Below are 18,319 nucleotides of genomic sequence, written 5' to 3'. Positions count from 1 at the left end.
TAAAAGCAAGCGATCTACACCCTGCAGAACAGCCTGCTTTCCCTAGAATTCTGAAACTGAGGCCAAAATGTTTCTTGTGAATAAACTGTTCATTTTCGCTGGTGCCTGCAAATAAACAAATCGTACAAACGAACGTTGTTTATGGTAATTCAGACCAAATAGTCTTAATCATATAAATCACAATACATGCTTTTAGAGAAAGCTGGAATGCTGACCACAAGCGATAAAAAAACCGAAGAGATCCTAAACGATTACTACATCGCTTATTTGAGTCGTCAACTAAGCCTCTTGGGAAAACGCGAGGTTCATAATGGCCGGGCCCATTTTGGTATTTTTGGAGATGGAAAGGAAATTGCACAAATAGCCTATGCCAAAACCTTCCGCAAGGGCGACTGGCGCTCGGGATACTATCGCGACCAAACCTTTATGCTGGCCCTTGGGTTGTTGCAACCCGAAGAGTTTTTTGCCATGATTTATGGCGACACCGACGACGAAATGAACCCGTCAACCGGTGGGCGCAATTTCAACAATCACTTTTGCACGGCCAATATCAATGAGGATGGTGAGATAAAGGATCTGTCCACCCGCTTCAACTCCAGCTCCGACATCAGCTCTACAGGCGGACAAATGCCGCGTTTGCTTGGACTGGCGCAGGCTTCAAAAATTGTTCGCGAAGACAAAAGCCTGAAGAAGCACCTGAACAACAATGTGACTGGCAATGAAGTCGCATTTGGAAGTATTGGCGATGCCAGCACCTCGGAAGGTATGTTTTTTGAAACCATCAATGCTGCCGGCGTCATGCAGGTTCCGCTGGCCGTTGCGGTTTATGATGATGGTTACGGAATCAGCGTCCCTATTGAGCTGCAAACAACCAAATCCAGTATTTCAGAAGCTCTGAAAGGATTTCAGAAAGAAAAGGACACCAACGGAATTTTGATCTATACCTGCAAAGGTTGGAACTATCCTGAATTGGTGAAGACCTTTGCCGACGGAGTTTCAAAATGCCGGAAAAATCACACCCCGGTATTGTTTCATGTGCAGGAAGTCACCCAACTGTTGGGGCATTCCACGTCGGGTTCGCACGAACGCTACAAAAGCAAGGAACGCCTGGAATGGGAAAAAGAATACGATGGCATTTATCAGTTTAAACTGTGGCTGATTGAAACAGGCCAGGCAGACATGGACACCATCACCGCCATTGAACGGAAAGCTGAAAGCCGGGCCAAAGAAGCGCGGAAGACAGCCTGGGAAAATTTCACGGGTGGATACACCGAAGAGGTTTCAAAATTGGAAGAAATCCTGCGCCAACTAAAAAAACAATCGGATGGCGAAATCGACCACTTGGCAGAGCTGACCGAAATCAAGCAACGCATTTTCCCCACCCGCCGGAAATTTCTGAGCTTTGCCCAGCGAATATTTTATGACATTCACGGCGATGATGTTGTTCGCGCAGAGCAGCAAAATTTACACACGTGGATTGAACAGTTCAAAGACAAAAGCAGCGACCTGTACAATAGCCGGCTTTACCGCCAAGGCAACGACTCGGCGGTCAAAGTAGCAGCGGTGCCAGCCACATACGACGACAATGCCCGTGAAGTAAATGGCTCGGCCATTCTGAATGAAAATTTCGATGCGCTGTTTCAAAAATATCCCAACCTGGTTACCTTCGGACAAGATACCGGCAAACTGGGGGGCGTCAACCAAGGCATGAAAGGCATGCAGGAAAAATACGGCATTCAGCGCGTTTCCGATGCCGGCATTCGCGAAACAACCATTATCGGACAAGGTGTTGGATTGGCCATGCGCGGCTTTCGGCCCATCGCCGAAATTCAATACCTCGATTACCTCATTTATGCGCACTCCACCCTGAGCGACGATGTGGCCAGCATGCAATACCGGACCAAAGGCAAACAGGCTGCGCCTTTGATTGTGCGCACCCGCGGACATCAGCTGCAAGGCATGTGGCATGCCGGTTCACCCATGCAAATGTTGCTTGGCTCGTTGCGCGGCATGTACCTTTGTGTTCCGCGTAACATGACCCAGGCGGCCGGCTTTTACAACACGCTGCTCTCGGCCAACGATCCGGCACTGGTTATTGAACCCCTCAAGGGCTACAACATGAAAGAAGAACTTCCCGAAAATCTGGGCGAATTCAAAGTGCCGCTTGGGATTCCTGAAGTCATGGTTGAAGGCGATGATGTGACCTTGGTGACTTATGCCTGGAATGTGAACCACGCCATTAAAGCAGCTGAACTGCTGAAAACAAAAGATATTTCCGTCGAAGTGATTGATGTACAAACGCTCCTGCCTTTTGATGTGAACCATTGCATTTTGGAGTCGATCAAAAAAACCGGTAAAGTAATTTTTGTAGATGAAGATGTGCCCGGAGGAGCTACCGCCTACATGATGCAAAAAGTGATGGAAGAACAGCAGGCATTCAACTACCTCGACACTGCACCACGCACCCTATCGGCCAAAGAACACCGACCGGCCTACGGCATTGACGGCGAATTCTTCTCCAAACCCAATGTGGAACAAATTTTCGAAAGCATTTACGAAATGATGCGCGAAGTGGATGTCAAACGGTTTCCGAAACTGACCCCATAGCCGTCTTTACCCCTTAAGCAAGGGACGATTGCCCCTTCGGAAGGGACTGTTACCCCTTAAGCAAGGGGCTGTTACCCCTTAGACAAGGGGTTATTACCCCTTAGGCAAGGGGCTGTTACCCCTTAGACAAGGGGCTATTACCCCTTATGCAAGGGGTTATTACCCCCTAGGTAAGGGGCTATCACCCCTTATGGAAGGGGTAGCAAGCTGGTTCCAGCTTCTTTTATTCAACTTTCGATTGATATTCGATCTTGCTGTTGGGATTCATATACACTTCCTGCCAATGAACCTGTCGTCACAAAATACTGATGGCGACTTCCTTTTCAAATCAAATGTCGCGTAAATTGACGAAAGCACTTAAGTTTGGCCATCGAGTTTGAAAATGATGATGTTGTCGGTTTTAGTATGGAGCACAATGATGCCTTGCTGCGTTAATTTAAGCACACAACTTCCAACTTCGTTTTGAAGTCCATTGTTATACGATAGATTCAACACAATTCGGCTGGCTGGCTTTTCATCGTAAATCGTGTGGTTGGTCGTGATGTTGACTTGAGCCTCGGACTCTGGTATTTTATCTGACTCGGGTACCTGAATAGATATAATCCTCAGGCCAGCGTCATTCGTCTCAAATTCCACAGCCACCTTCAACAGAAGGCAATCGAGCAAGCTGACTTGAAGCTTTTTCTCCCGTCGCTTCTTCGGTGGATCAAGTGGAGGATATTGACTATCGACGTTGTGCACTTTAATGTGAATTTCGGGCATACCAACAGTGTATTAAAATCTTATAAAAGTAATTTGTTGCATTTACACGCGATGAAACGTATTTTGAAGGCAAAGCTCCGTGTTATCCAATTTCTGTAAAACCATAAAAATTATCGGCAACTAAGCGCAGATCACCGTCACCTCCTCTTAAAAGTAATTGCACGGATCCTGGCACTTCATTTAATCCCATGAAATTATTGACGCCAACATTTATCGTAAACCGGAATGAGGCAAAACCGCTGGCCAGACTTCTCGACGTAATATTGACATTGACATTGCCTCCCCAGGCTGCCCAGTCATACACTTCAATAAGGCTCAACGAAATATTCCCAATAGCTCCGGCATCATCATACAGAAAAGTAATTCCAAATTTGATCCCCATCTTCCGGGTGTCTTCCCATCCTTTCCAAATGGCAAAATAGTGGGTCGCTTCGTAAATCTGCGCATTGGGATGCGCCGCACGATGAGCTGCAACATCACTACCTCCGGTAGGAAGTAGCACACCATCAACTTCATCAAATGAATAACTCACGTCGCCCGATGTGGTAGACAAAACATCATTGGCAATGGTATAACCTAAAGCGCCGGCAGCAATCCACTCGGCGGCTCCCATGGCCGCGACAACTGCCGGTAGCGCAAACTGAGTAACATCGCTTGACACAGGAGTAGGTTTTACTTGCTGCACAAAGGGAGTTTTGCTAGCCGGAAATTTAGCTTGTGCCGCTTGCTTCCCCATCGTATCAGCTTCACTTTCCAAGCCTTTGTCCCGGTTCATGGGCATGCCGTTTACCGTCCCGGTTGAACTGACTCTACCTTGCCGCTGCTGGGTGACGTGGGCCATTTCGTGTCCAATTAATTCCTGACCAGATTTCGAATGCGGATTAAACTGGCCTGGCGCAAAGTGAATTTGTTCACCTTGCGTAAAAGCAAGCGCATTCAGTTTGGCAGCCTTCTTTGAATTTTTATGAATTTTGACGTTCGAAAAGTCCGAGCCAAAGGATGTTTCCATTTTAGCTTGTAATTCTTCCGGCAGATCGTTGTTTCGCTTGGCCTGAACCGGGCTCACGGTATTGGCAACCGCTCTGCTTTTTGTTTCGCTTGATTCCTGTATGTTCCGTTTCATATCGTCTCCGTTTTTAAATTTCATCATTTAATGCCTCCCATTTCCTCAACTCAAACCGTTCGTCCTTCTTTCGTATATTCCTTTCTCACGCCGGCAATCAGATCAGATTTACTGATTTCGTGCGAATTCTTTTTTAAGGTCATCAATGAGGCATAGCCTACGGCGTTCATAATAGCCCCTCCCGAGAGTTCATAGCCTTTTGCAATTTCTTTGAGCGAGATATCGCCGGCTAAGGTCGATTTCTCCGCAAAGGCTTGCTCCCATATTTTCAGTCGCTGGTCGGGGCGCGGCAGGCTAAAGTTGATGATGTTGTCGAACCGGCGGGTGAAGGCTTCATCCATGTTATCCTTTTGGTTTGAAGCCAGCAACACCAGCCCGTTGTAATCTTCAATGCGTTGCAGCAGGTACGACACTTCCTGGTTGGCATAGCGGTCGTGTGCATCCGAGACACTCGTCCGCTTACCAAAAAGCGCATCCGCTTCATCAAAAAACAGGATCCAGTTTTTGTTTTCGGCCTGGTTGAAGATGTTGGACAGGTTTTTTTCTGTTTCGCCAATGTATTTCGAAACCACCAGCGACAAATCAATCCGGTAAACATCGCGGTTGGTATCCTTGCCCAGCAAGCAGGCCGTCATGGTTTTCCCCGTTCCCGGCGGACCGTAGAACAAGCAACGATACCCTTTCCGCAGCTTTTTGCTCATTCCCCAATCATACAGCAAGGCATGGCCATAATCGAGCCAAGTTTTGATCTCTTCAATTTGCTGAAAAGTCTTTTCATCCACCACCAAGTCGCCCCATTCGCGCTCCGTGGTAATCCGTTTGGCCGGAAAGCGCGAACTCATCACCGGCCGGTGAACTTCGCCAACCGTTAGGTAGTCCAGAATATCGCGCGAAATCTGGATCGTTCCCGACAGGAAAGGCTCGCCGTCGGGCGCATGTTCCAACTGTAAAATCTGGTGCTTGGCAAAAACATGTTCAGCACCAAAAATGTCGGTCAGCACAAAACGATCTTTCAGCGAACCACCAGCCATCATAAAAATGAACGTCTCGCCGGTCGGTACAAATCCCCCATGGTTTTTACCCTGAACGCCGCCAAACTCCGTCCATCCGCGGTTCGTTTGTCCGTTCGACGCAAAGAGCGGATCGAGCAATTCGGGTTTGATATGTGGCACCAAAGCCAGTAGGAGCAAAATCCGCTCGGCAAATGATAAATTGTAGTATTGAACAAACTCGGAATAAACAGACTGCTCGTCGCCAAAGTCCGGTGGCGTCAAATCATAGATGGATTCAACGGGAGCGTCCTGCTTCAAGTAAAGCTTCAGTCTCGCCTCCAAAACCGCTGCAAACCAACGCAGTTCGCTTTCAAGCGACAACGCATTTCCTATGAGTTTATCGGTCACCATTCCACAACCAATTTATTATTCATCCACGGCAATCGAATCAAGCTAATCGTGTAAGGCATCGATTCCAAAAGCATATCGTAGCTTTTGCGTTCTACGTGCAAGTACCACCCTTCATCCTTAAATCTGAGCACACCGGTGCGCCTCAAAAAGGAATGCCGATAGCCTTCAGGCGATGTATTTTTCAACACCACCCAATGCTTAATGGCCGAAGTCAGCAAGTCGTTTGCTTCTTGTTTCTCATTTTCGGAAAGAACGAGCAAAGGATTTAGCGATGCTTTTGGGTCAATTCCGCAAAGGATTTTATTGAGAATCATTTGGTTTTCGGAGGCTGTACCTTCCTCACCAAAAACAAGATAATCGGTCAGCAAAAGCGCTTTGGATTGTGCATCGTTGCTGACAAACCGCTCCTTGTGCAGCCAATTCAGCCGGCTGAAAATCGTTTTGAGATACGGATAAAGCAGGATCAAGCCTGCGTTGTTGATGTTACAAACAATTTCGCTCTCCGCTGCCGGTTCGCGGACATCGCTGGCTTCCGTGGTTTCCGTCCGGCTGACGTCTGACTTGTCTTTTGTACGCGATCCCCAGATAGAAGCACCGGATTTCTCCAGCTTTTTCAACGCTTCCGGAAGATCTTCAAACTGAGAAAGAAACCGCTCTTTTTGAGCAAAGCGTGCAAACCGGCCACTGAACTTCAGCCATTGTTCATCATCTTGTTTTAGAGCGAGAAACAGTTCATACAAGGCCAGCGCAATCGTTCGTTCGGTGAAAATAACTTCGTTGTGAGCTACGCGCCGAAAGGCCTGTTTGTAAACCGCAAGTCCAATTTGCTGGCGGCTCCAGTGCAGTTTCCGCAAGTGGCTATAGCGAACAAGCTCACCAACGAGCAGCAAGGCCCGGGTGGCAACATCCGAAAAGGTGAGCTCAGCCAAAAGCAGATCGAGCGTATCGGGTCGTAACGTGCCGATCAGCCGGTTAACCAAATCCTCATGCTTGAGCAGTGGCTTCAATTGCCTCGTCAAGTTTTCCTTTTCAGCATGAAGAATCTGCAGAACCACTTCATCAAGGGTTTGGTAGGCTTCCTGATGATGCTGCCAGGGAAATACGCCCTCTTTCAGGTAAAACAACAGTTGATCGAGCAAGGCAGCTGCTTCTCCACTTTGCCGGATCTTCTTTTTCGATCCGGTCTTGTCATGAACAAACAGCTTTTTCAAAGTTTCCTTGATCTGGCGTTCGTAAGCATCGGGCAGGGCATCCACAAATTCATCCAACGGAATGGTGCCCAAATCAATTTCCAGCCGATCCAGATGAATGTTCCGGTTTTCATCGGCCCACTCGTTCAGAGCCCTTTCAGTGATTGGAATGATTTTACCCTTCATCAGCGCGTTGGCCGAATCCAGCACCTGTTTTCCACTTTTCTGATTCTCCATATCTAACTCCATCCTAAAATCCTGAATGATATGTGTATTTGTTTTCTTCATTGTTCTGGGGTGTTATGCTTGATTAAAAATTAAACTTATTCAATTGGTCTAAATAAATCGCTTTGGAAGTCGATCCGGTCTTGACGCTTTCCACAGCGCCCCGAACTTTGCTGACTGCACCTTCCGTTTTCAGGTTTTTGGACACATCCGCCACTATTTCCAACGATTTGGCTTCGTCGCTATCGCGGGCAATATCGGTCGATGTTTTGGACGTTTTAACGATTGTGTCCTCTACAATGCCGGCCATAACAAGCTCCATATCATTGTAAACCGCCTTTTCTGCTTCTGTGGCCACACCAGTATTGATTTGGTTTTCCAAATGCATTTTATAATCATTCATTTGATTGAGGATGCCCAAATTACCAGCCAGATCCGCATCCTTCACATTGACACCCAAATCTCCGATCTTTCCGTAATCGATCTGGTAGTTTGGTATGGTTTGAATAAGCGTGTTGATACTTCCCTGGTACGAATTGAGGTTGGTTTTCTGCGTATCCAATTCGAATTTGAACTGATCCAGCTGTAAGTTCAGTTTCGAAATGCTTTCTTTCAGCTTGTTGTTTTGGTTGGTGTACACAAAAATATCGTTGTTGAACTTCCAGTCCAGCACCAGGTTGTTGTCCGAAACATCCGACTCTTCGGGCACTTCCGAAACCGGCTCATCGACATACCAATATGGCAGGCTCATGTCGGCCACGACCCTGCTGGTGGACGAACTGTACAGCAACACAAATGTTCCGCCGCGAGGTACACCACCCGTGTGTTCCAGTCCGGGGTGGCTTTCAATAAAGCTTTGCAGCATCGATTTCTCCTTGTCTTTTTCCTCCCGCTTTTTGACTAAGTCAGCCAGGCCTTTCAGTTTGCTGAAGTTGATGTTGTTCACCGTTTTTTCAAGCGGCGTATAGGCCGAAGCAAAGGTCACGCCTTTGATGCCTTTGTTGAGCACTGCGCCCTGCGATACCACTTCTTTATAATTATTCTCGAACGACGTGTGGTCAAAATCAACGATGGATTTGGCCAAAAAGTTCTTCGTTTCGGTAATCTTCTGGTTAACCAAATTGGTTTGCTGCGCCGTGAATGCTTTCAGCGATAAGGAATTGGATTCGATATTCAACGGCGGCAGTTCTTCGTCATTGGCCGCCTGCACTTTGCTGTTCAGCTCTACATTGAACACTTTCAGTTCATTCAGGTTGTTAACCAGCTCATCGCGGTAGAGTTTATGCAGAATTTCCATTCCATAGTACTTCAAGCCCGGCCAAACCCACGCCCGGTTAAAGTCCGTTTCAATCATGATGGGCAGCACCTTGATTGGTAAGTTGTGTGCCCGAATCATGCTTTGTAGTGTATCAAATGCGGTTCGAAAAGGTTGTCCCAAATGGCCTTCAATCCGGAAATGATCGTAAGCCGTCAAATCATAACTCAGCGGGCTCCGAACCTCGGGCAATTGAGAATACTCCGGCGCATGATAGGAATAAATGCTAAGCTCCTCGTCTCTCTGTGTCCGTTCAAAACTCCATTTTTCCAGCAGCTGCGCGTCTCCCATCACCTGGTAGTAAGCCGGAATTGCCCGATTCCCCAAACAAGTATGCAGGGTTGAAGGGGTGATTTTCAGATCTTCCCGATTGGTGAAATCAGCCGATTCGATCAAGGCCCCTATCCGTTTAAAAAGAAACAAACACCGCTGGAGTTTCTCTTTCCCGTCAGATTGAAATGGCGTTTCTACAAAATGCTGGCGGAACGGATCCTTTTTGTCTTCAATTTGCGCGGCAGCATCGCCAATAAACAGATGCTTGGGTGACAAATTAATATCCGGCAAACAGGCCACGTTCAGCTGGTAGCACGAGTCCACAAACTCATTGTAAGCTTGCACCAGGTCTTTCAAAAAAGCGTAGCGATATTGCTTTCCTGCCGTAGTCGTAGCTCCGGCCAGTTGTCCCAATTTCTGGTTCCATTCCGGCGTCGGATTTTGGGTGCTAAATGAGTCAGCGAGCAAAAAGCTCAATTGCGAATAGCTTGATTTCAGGGCAGCCTGCAGCGATTGGCTGGTTGATGAGATGATGGATTGATAAGCATTGGCCAGCTTCGTGTAGCTGTCAATCGATCCGGGCGTAAGCACCAAACGCTGAATCGAAAGCTTGCTAAGCTGGAAGAAGGATTTGCCGGCTGAAAGCAAACTGGGCTGTTTTGAGGCCAATGATTTTGGAACCAACAGCACCCGCAACTGATTGAGCTGTGTTTGTCCTTTGTTGTCGCAATCGCCGCCGGTACAGATGTCCGGATCGAACAAGTAGCTTTCCAGGTAAAGCACGACCGCAAAATCACTCAGCTTTTTCTGACTTTGCTGGCTGAATTGCGAAAAGCTAAATTGCCCCTCCTTTTTGACTCCCGCCGGCAACAACTCATAAACAACGGCATCCAAAAGCATGGGATAGTTGACGTTGTCATCCTTAAACAACCTGAAGTTGGGGAAAGTCGTATCCGAGGGCCATTCCAACAAATCGCCATCACTGGTCAACCCACAACCTTTGGAGAGCTGAATCAGCCGGTTAACCAAGCTGACATGCAAACCACAAACCGTTCCGTAGCCATGTAAATTCCGACGGCTCATGCGGGTTTGCTGATCGAGATAAGTCACCACCTGGTTGAGCTGTTCTTCCGTTAAGACCTGGTTTTCCTCAAACACCTGGAAATGATCCAGTCTGTTTTTCAATTTTAATAAGTTACTTTCCATGATGCTGTTTCTTAAAAAGTTGCTGCTAGTTGCTTATCATTCATCCTGTTTATTATCAAAAGAGTCATTTTTTCTGATCTTTATTTTTCATCGACCCCAGGCTTGTCATATTCAAGATCATGGGATTTTCATCACCTCCATCCACGCAGTCGTGTAAAGTTCCCTGTGGATAAACCGAATTCAAACGAACCAAAATATCCAGCAATTGGCCCAGCGCATTTTTATATTGGGTAGCCTTTTGAGGAAAAATGGCATGGGCAAACAACCAATCCTGGTAGCATTCTTCAAACTCGGACATTTGAATTTCGTTCACCCAGCATATTTTCGGAAAGATGTGGGCCGGTGTTTCCAACCGAATGGTTTTCTCCACAAATTTTCGAAAATCCATGTTTTGAAATCGCTTTTCCCACGCCGGCAAAATCACCGAAATCTGGTACGTATATGGATCTTTATAAACGCAACCGGAATCATCGCTTTGGCAAATTTTAAACACCGGATGCCCCTTCACACGTGGACGAAGCAAGACGTGTTCAACGACGAAGAGCCCTTCGCTATTGTAGTTTGCGCGTAAAAACCGTCGCAAGTATTTTATGGCTTCCCCGCGTTCTTCAGGTGTTTCGAAATACTCAATCCGCCGGCCAATCACTTCTTTTGTCGTATCGGTTATATTGAAATAATAGCGCCCGTCGCTTGTTTCTTTCAATTCGTAGTTATCCAAATCCACGCCGTAGGTTACGCAGGCTTTCATTTCTGCAATGCAATCGTCCTTGTCCAAATACCGGGTACTGCTGCTGATTAAAATTTTATCTGTTTCGCTGTCGATCACCCGAAACCGGTATTCTGTCAGATCATCGTCGTCTTTTTCATCGTAAATGTCGTAATGGATACGCGCCAGATCGCGTCGCTTATAGTTTCGGATCCCAAGCAGGTGGGCCACCCGGTGTTGCAGACCCGACACATTCAAGGTATTCCACAAATCATCTTTCAAGGTGAAGTTGAACCCCGCCCCGCGATGACGCGAGATCCATTCGTAATTTTGAAGGAAGTTGGCTTTATCTTCCAGCATGTCTTCTCTTTCGGCCAACTCGCCCGACATGGAATACATCAGCAAAACATAGTCGTTGAACTGCTCATGAAAACGGGCCAGCAGATGATCCAAAAACTGGTGACGACGGTTGTAAAACAAGGTTTCATCTTCGCTAATCTGTTTCAGATCATCCAATAAATTCCCCCAATCGGAAAACAAACTTTCGCGATCTTCCATCCCCGCAACGAGCTGGTTGAAATAGGTTTGTTTAATGGTGTTATCTGTTAGAAATAACTCCTTTACCCGAGATAACTGGGCAAGGTAATTGGCCATCAACTGATCGAAAAATAAGAGGAAAGCCTTCAGTTGACGGGCCTGGGCTTTGCGCTCATTGCTCGCGTTGCCGGGCAAACCAATTTCGCCAATGCCGTAGTTTACCGGAAATTCTGTCGAAACCGAAACATAGGCTGCCGGATCGACAAACTGCCCGCGAATCATAGGTAAGTCGCTCACTTTGACTGCTTCCTGTGCAGCCTTTTTCGCTGCATTCAATTGCGCCAGCTCGGCATCAACCTGCTCCTGCCTGGAGCGAAAAGCCAGCAAATCCTTGTAAAACACAAAGCGCGACAAACCGGTATCAAGCTGGGCCTGATGACCTTTCTTAATGGGAACCACCCACTTGTCCCAGTTTTCAGGCAATTTGGCCACATTGGGTTTAATGATTAAATCGCGCACCGATTCAACGCCTTCAATATCCATAATCAGATGAATCAAATCGGACAGGTAAATGGTGGTTTTTAAGCTGGAAGCTTCCAATTCATCATCATCAATGAAACCGCCAGTCAACAACTGATCGGCATCCTGATAAAGCGGCCCTTCAAAGATTTCTTCTGCTTTCTTGCCTTTATCCAGCATTTGCTGCAAGGTATAGGAACGAACAGTTGGCGACAGGTAATTCTGAACTTCAAATAGAATCCGGGCTTCCACCTTTTCAATAGCTGCATTGGACGCCAAACCGATTTCGCCACAAATGATGAAGTCCTGGGGAACAATTGGTTCCACGCCGGTAAAAGCTTCGCAGAGGTTTCGGTTCGCGTTTAAGCGACGGTAAACTTCATTCAAAACCTGCTTTTCGTTCTCCAGGTCTTCATCATATTCAACAATCACCTGATACAAGCCCTTAATCTCAACCGGATCAAGCGTTGCCGAACCGCCGGTCAAGGTTGTCAGTTCCTCTTTTTCCCGATCGAAATAGAGGGGAACTTCGCTTTCGCCCTCGTGCAGCCAGGCATTTTTGACGCCGGGAATGTCGATCAGCAGCTTGCGGTAATCAGCGATGCTTACCGGCCGGGAGGGCAAGGCTTTGATGGCCGACAGAAACTGCTGGTGCATGGCTTGTTCATTGTCTTTGGGCTCGGCCAGCAAATCAGTAATCGGGAAATTGGTCCGATAATCCAGATCGGTCAGCGCGAAGCACAAAATTTCGAGTATGGTCACTCCCGGATCGTGCGTATTGTAATCCGTCCACACACGGCCCGACAATTCCTGAATATGCTTCAGTCCTTCGGAACGCAACCAATAATAATTTCCAGGATGCTCATCCTGCTTGTTTATTTTTGCTATGACCGGACTTTCCTTCATCTAATTAGCTGTTATAATTATGAATGACATGCTTGCTGTGCGACACCAAAATGGCCCGCGAATTTGTTGCCACGGCCGACTCAACATCAAGCGGCTGTTTGCCCGAAGCCAGGTGAAACATTTTGAAGTGCGACACAAAGTCAACGTAGCTTCGGGTTTCAACAAACTTGAGTAAAACCGACTTTTCAATTCGTCCGCCAAAATGAATTTCAGCCTGGCTGCCTGTTGACCAGGGCGACAGAAATTCGATCAACTCGCGGTTCAATTCCTTTTGATAATATCCAAATTCATAGTTCGTTCTGAACTTTACTTCAAACTCCAGTTGAACTTCTTCGTACAGGGGATTATTGACATGAATTTTGATCAGCGATGGCGCCAGCGGCTCCATATACGAGCGTACATCTTCGAGCACGGCTTTGCTCACGCGCGGCTGCAGCACATCGACCGCGTTCTTGTTTTGCAGATCGGGAACGACGATCAGGTTGACGTGGCCCGGGGCCCGCTCCAGGGTTTCGCAGGTATGGTTCAGGCATTTTACCTTGCTGATATCCGGAAACTCCTGCAAGACCAGCCGTTCATAATCCCACAGCGTAATGGCCCGGTTTTTATGCCGCAAGCGCTCACTGACACGGGTGTAATACGCCCGGGCCTTTTCCTCCGCCCGTCCGCCAAAACTGGCATATGGCTGCATCACTTGTTTGATGGCTCCGTTTGGCTTCAGCAATTTACTGATCGTTTCCGCCTTCAAGGGCATCAGCAAATGCGCCGGGTGTTTTTTGGCCTCAAGCAGTTCTGCCCGCGCAGCCTGGGCGTGGATCCCAATCAGCTGGCAAACTGCATCGGGATTGGCCTTGACCGAGGCCCGCAACCAAACCAAACCGTCAGGCATCCAGCTGTGGCTGGTTCCGGTGTCTGCCGGCAGGCTGATTTTCACAATTCCGCTTTTCAGCAATCCGTTGGTGGCATCGGCCAGCAACTCGTCCGACCGAAGCGCCCGCCAATGGTCGTGTGCCAAAATCGACCAGCGCACGGGTTCTTTTTCCTTTTGCGGGTTAGCGCTCCCTTCAGCCACTTGAATCAGCAAGTTCAGGATCTGTCCTTTCGCGATATTTTTCACGCCAATCAACAGTTCACCTTGCTGCGAATAGTCCGCCAGCAGTGTGATTTCGTTTGCCGACAGCCAATCAGCCTTCGACAACAAATGACCATGAACCTCACGCTGGCCAAAAGCGCCCAACTGGAAAAACTCCACATCTTTTTCTGCGTACGCCGCTTCGCTCGTCTGTGCAAAATTGATTGTTGACGAGGAAGCACGATAGTCAAGCGAAATGCTTTTTATTTTGGGTTGATAAGGTTCCTTTGGCAAAACCAGGTCGCCTTCGACATATTCAACAGTCGCTTTCACATATTTTTGCCGGTAATCGCGATGCAAAAAATCATCGAGCAATTCAAGTTTCACAAAACCGTTTTTGGGCACTCCCGTTTTGACGTTCAGCTTGGGAAGCTTAAACTTCGCCAGGTTATTTCCCGGCAAAAAGTTGTATTTCTTCTGAATGAGATTGAAACTCTTCGATCCTGCCGATAAATTCAGCTGCGCGTTGATCAAAACCTGCGGAATGATGGAGACCAGGATCGGATTTTCAGAAACCGTGTAGCTGGCCCGGTTTTGGTTATTCGATGGATTGAACAAATCAATGGTTTTGGTACTGATCTGGTCGTTTTTGTTGCGATAGCTCAGGCTGGCCTTAAATTGGTTGCCAGACAAGGAATAGCCGCTATAATAGGTCCGAAGATTGGATGAAGGCACATCCATCCAATCCACATGAATCTTAAACTCATTCAACTTTTTGGTGAAAGCTTCCTCGTAGCCCAGATCGAAGGACGAACCCCGCACCGGCTCGGAGCCAAAAGGAAGAAAAGCTTTGGCCGGGTCGAGACTTCCCTGGTCATTTTGAAGGGTCAGGGATTCAATACCCGAGACCTCCACATCAATTCGGGCGGTTTCGAGCGAAACATGTTGTAAAAAGCCGTTCAGGTAAGCGGAAGATGAAGTATCCGGAATCACTTTCAAGACAGGGAAGATTGAGTGAAAACGACTGTCCAGAACCTCGCCGTTATAATAGGCTACCGGCTTCTCCGAGGCTGGAAGGTTCAGGATCAATTGCATTTGAAAGCGTCCGGATACTTTTCTCAGGGAAGGTGTTGAATGATATGGTCCTAACCATTCTTCCTCTCCACTTAAGTATATTTTAAAAGCCTGGCTTCGGGCCGATGCCGGAATATCGAAGTCATCGTCCGCACGCAGTGTCAGCGTGACGGTGATCTTTCTTGTTCCTTCCTGCAACCACAACACCGGGCTCGCCAACGCAAAACCAATATCAGCTTTGACAAAGCTGGTCTTCCCGAATGGCGGCCACTTCGCATCATCTTCGGGCAATTCCTCTTCCAGTCCATCCAGCGTATTGGCAGCCTGCCCGGCATGTACCATCTGGTTGTTTTCCACATCCACCACCACCGATTTGATGGCTTCGACGGTGGCGTGATTCACGATCAGGTCCTCAGTCAACGCGTAAACCAACTCCTGCCCTGCTTCATCTTTTCCAGCTTTCAGAGCTGTTCCGGCCTGAAGCAAGGCTGGCTCCACATTTTTGGCCAGCTCAAAAAGCACATGCACCTGGTCGGCAACAGGGCCTTTGGGCTGAATTCGAAGCACATCGCGAAAAAACGTATCCAGGTGCTTTTTCGTCAGGCCGTTCAGCTGATCTTGTTGTTTTTTGAACAGGCGAAGAAACGACAGGAACAGGCTGGCCTGCGGCGACAAGTCACCGGTCAGCACTGCTTTCGGATTTTCTTTCAATTGCTGAAGAAAAGCTTGCCAATCGCCATCCACCTGGTTCTCCAGGTTGTAAAAGTTGAGCAATCCGGCAAAGTTGTAGGCAAAGTCAATCAGGTCGCTTTCCGAACGACCGTCAATTTGTACCGAAGCCGGATCCAAATCTTTCGGATAACGCGCCGCCTGGCTGGTTCCATCGCGGACAAGAACAGGAATATGATCGTTACAGTCTTTCATTTCTTAATGTTTGTGCCTTCCTTGATATAAAAGGGATAGACATAATTCTTCCTTGAATTCGTGGTGCTGATCGTATATTCAAGGAGGATTTTTACCAAACCCTGATTCTCGCCGTCGTCAATCAAATCAATTTTATGCAGCAAAATTCGTGGTTCGTGGTATAAAATGGCGGTTTCAACCAAGTTGAAAATATAGGTCTTTACCGAAATGCTCAGCGGCTCAAAAATCATATCGGTCAAATCACAGCCGAAGTCGGGATGCATGATCCGCTCACCCAGCCGGGTTGATAATAGAATCTCCAGGCTCTCTTCAATATCTTTTTCATCGGACGACATGCTGACCTGTCCGGCTGCCTTTGAAAAGGTGGGCGGAAAGCTCCAGCCGGTTCCCAAAAATGAAGTGTATCGTTCGTTGTTTTCCATGATGCGAGATGCTTGATGCTTGATACTTGATGGTTGATAGTTAACCTCCTATTATCACGGTTGGGGCGCCAATAATGATTGTTCCGCCGTGTGCCGTTGAGTCGCCCATGCGGGCAGCAGGCATGCCCCCGATCATGACGGTGCCTGAGCCTGCCACAATGGTGTCGGGCGGACCGGTGCAGGTGAGCATGTCGCCTAAGCGTGCGGCCGGCATGCCAGCAATCAGTACGGTTGGACATCCGGGTGGCAGGACCGGCCCCCCAACATGCGGAACCGTTCCGTTGACCATCGGACAAACATGCATATCTCCTACTCTTGCTGCTGGTGGCATTGTTTTCGTTTTTAATTGATTTGTACCAATGAACCTTCAACTTTCAAGACACCGGAGGACTTAAGCGTAGTCATACCCGATCCTTCCACCGTCATATTAGCATTTGCCTTCATCTCCACGTTGGTTCCCTCGAAAGTGAGGTTACCTCCGGCTTTCAGAATCAGGTCTTTCGCCGCCTCCAGTGTGATGCCTGAACTGTTCATCGTGATGCTGTTTCCATTTTCATCTTCAAGCAAAAAATCGCCTGAGTCTTCGCTCAGCTGCAATTGTTTGCCACCCGGCGTGCTGATGGTAATGCTTTTCTCCTCATCGTTGAAAACCAGTTTCAGCCCGTCGCGGCTGGCGTAGCCTTTCTCGTGATTATCGTCTTTGGCCTCAAAAGCTGCGGGTTTGCTGCTACTATTCAACATGCCCAGCACCACGGCATCACGTGGATCATCGTTTAGAAAGCCAACGATGACTTCGTCGCCAATTTCGGGCCGGAAGAATGTGCCCCGGTTCTCGCCGGCATCGAGCGTGGCCACGCGGGTCCAAATTCCTTCGTCCTGCGCGGAGACCAGCGGCAGCTTCACCTGGATGCGAAATTCGCCTTCCGGGTCGCCCTCCAGGGCCGAAACGATGCCGATTTGCAAGCCGTTGACGCCCGGTAAAACCCCTGAAGCCGGCTGATCCATAACATCTTTCAAATGGTTGCCCAGCCAGTTTTCATCCAAGCCAAACTGAACATGTGAGATCCAGCCACCCCGCGAAATTTCGTGGTTCACCGATGACACAAACACATTCCCATTGAAGCGGTCACCCAGACCATTCAGTTCAAGCAAATGGCCGGGCTTCACATCAGGAAAGCCCTGAAAGCTCAAACGTCCTTTGATTTTTGAAAGCTTGCTTTTCAACTTCCGGCCGTTAATCCAGGATTGCAATTCATCCGACTTTAACTGTCCACCATGTTTGAGATGGAATTTCGCCACGCCTGTTGTTTCTGCTAAATCTGAACTGCTCAGGTTGCCCGGTTCCTCGCTGCCATCATCGGCTGAATCCAGTTCAAGCACTTCCAGCGTGGTGTTGTCCCACGACTGGCCATTCACTTGGCCATACTGGCTGCGGGCATCCATTTCGGCTTCAAACTCCAGAATATTGGCTCCATAGGTTAAACTCAAAACCGGTTCGCCACTCAAGTCAGGCGCTTTAAAACTGAGCTTGCCATCGTCTGTAAAAACCAACTTGTTACAGGCATCGGCCCGGCTCAGCAAGAAGTCCCAGTCGGTAGCATGCATTTGCACCAATCGCGTGTTGCTAAAATCAGAGGCTTCAATTTCATCTGCCTGCAGCCCATATTCTCCGGCCAACTGCTCACAGACATCGCTGTCAGCCAGATCGTGAAAATACCGGCTGTTCCGGTTTAATGTCATTTTGTAAGCCTTGTCGCGACATTCAATCATCAAAACCGACGAATTATTTTTGCGGGTCTTTAAAGCATGTTTGGTAATCACGCCTTTAAACACCGTTTTTTCTTCGGAATTGTAGCCCACCTGGATCTCCAGCTCATGGCCTGGTAAAAACAACTCACCGCTGCTGATCGCAAAATCCTCGTCAGAAGCCGACCCATCGCGAATGTTTACCTTGGCAAAAGCAATCCGGTTGACTTCCTTGACAACTTGGATTCCCATGATTCCTACCGTATCGGGAATCGGTTCACCGTTGATCAAAAGCGTGCTGGTCACGAC

Annotated in this window: 11 protein-coding genes; 1 reads left to right on the top strand and 10 read right to left on the bottom strand. The window is 48.0% G+C overall.

Features of this window, described 5'->3' with window-relative positions; genetic code table 11:
* Positions 1 to 186 precede the first annotated feature (186 nt).
* The gene (locus tag NC99_RS01695) at positions 187 to 2,607 is read left to right on the top strand and encodes an alpha-ketoacid dehydrogenase subunit alpha/beta (RefSeq protein ID WP_053179203.1); all 2,421 of its coding nucleotides are present in this window, start codon (positions 187 to 189) and stop codon (positions 2,605 to 2,607) included.
* Between the two features lie 357 nt (positions 2,608 to 2,964).
* On the opposite strand, the gene NC99_RS01690 is transcribed toward NC99_RS01695, so the two are convergent.
* The 10 genes from NC99_RS01690 to vgrG form a co-directional block, all read right to left on the bottom strand.
* A complete protein-coding gene (locus NC99_RS01690) occupies positions 2,965 to 3,369 on the bottom strand; it encodes a hypothetical protein (RefSeq protein ID WP_053179201.1) in 405 nt (134 codons plus the stop codon).
* Between the two features lie 82 nt (positions 3,370 to 3,451).
* On the bottom strand, positions 3,452 to 4,492 hold the full coding sequence (locus tag NC99_RS01685) for an eCIS core domain-containing protein (protein ID WP_162231119.1): 1,041 nt from the start codon (positions 4,490 to 4,492) through the stop codon (positions 3,452 to 3,454).
* Positions 4,493 to 4,542: 50 nt separating this feature from the next.
* The gene (locus tag NC99_RS01680) at positions 4,543 to 5,895 is read right to left on the bottom strand and encodes an ATP-binding protein (protein ID WP_053179197.1); all 1,353 of its coding nucleotides are present in this window, start codon (positions 5,893 to 5,895) and stop codon (positions 4,543 to 4,545) included.
* Positions 5,889 to 7,373, bottom strand: a complete 1,485-nt coding sequence (locus NC99_RS01675; protein ID WP_053179195.1) for a contractile injection system tape measure protein — start codon at positions 7,371 to 7,373, stop codon at positions 5,889 to 5,891. The genes NC99_RS01680 and NC99_RS01675 overlap by 7 nt, the downstream gene beginning before the upstream one ends.
* Positions 7,374 to 7,395: 22 nt before the next feature.
* Positions 7,396 to 10,104, bottom strand: coding sequence for a hypothetical protein (locus NC99_RS01670; protein ID WP_053179193.1), 2,709 nt, complete (start codon positions 10,102 to 10,104; stop codon positions 7,396 to 7,398).
* A gap of 64 nt (positions 10,105 to 10,168) precedes the next feature.
* The gene (locus tag NC99_RS01665) at positions 10,169 to 12,772 is read right to left on the bottom strand and encodes a YegP family protein (RefSeq protein ID WP_053179192.1); all 2,604 of its coding nucleotides are present in this window, start codon (positions 12,770 to 12,772) and stop codon (positions 10,169 to 10,171) included.
* A 4-nt stretch (positions 12,773 to 12,776) separates the two neighbouring features.
* Entirely contained in the window at positions 12,777 to 15,842 is a 3,066-nt protein-coding gene (locus NC99_RS01660) for a baseplate J/gp47 family protein (RefSeq protein ID WP_053179190.1), read from the bottom strand.
* On the bottom strand, positions 15,839 to 16,264 hold the full coding sequence (locus tag NC99_RS01655; protein ID WP_053179188.1) for a GPW/gp25 family protein: 426 nt from the start codon (positions 16,262 to 16,264) through the stop codon (positions 15,839 to 15,841). The genes NC99_RS01660 and NC99_RS01655 overlap by 4 nt, the downstream gene beginning before the upstream one ends.
* Positions 16,265 to 16,304: 40 nt before the next feature.
* Positions 16,305 to 16,595 (bottom strand): PAAR domain-containing protein, encoded by a 291-nt coding sequence (locus NC99_RS01650; protein WP_053179186.1) that lies wholly within the window; start codon positions 16,593 to 16,595, stop codon positions 16,305 to 16,307.
* 11 nt (positions 16,596 to 16,606) lie between these two features.
* The coding region (gene vgrG, locus NC99_RS01645; protein WP_053179184.1) for a type VI secretion system tip protein VgrG at positions 16,607 to 18,319 on the bottom strand (1,713 nt) is incomplete at its 5' end.

It is taken from the genome of Sunxiuqinia dokdonensis, from assembly GCF_001270965.1.
In the GTDB taxonomy this organism is placed as follows: Bacteria; Bacteroidota; Bacteroidia; order Bacteroidales; family Prolixibacteraceae; genus Sunxiuqinia; species Sunxiuqinia dokdonensis.
Note: the sequence above shows the minus strand (reverse complement) of the source record. Positions and strands in the feature narration are given on the sequence as shown.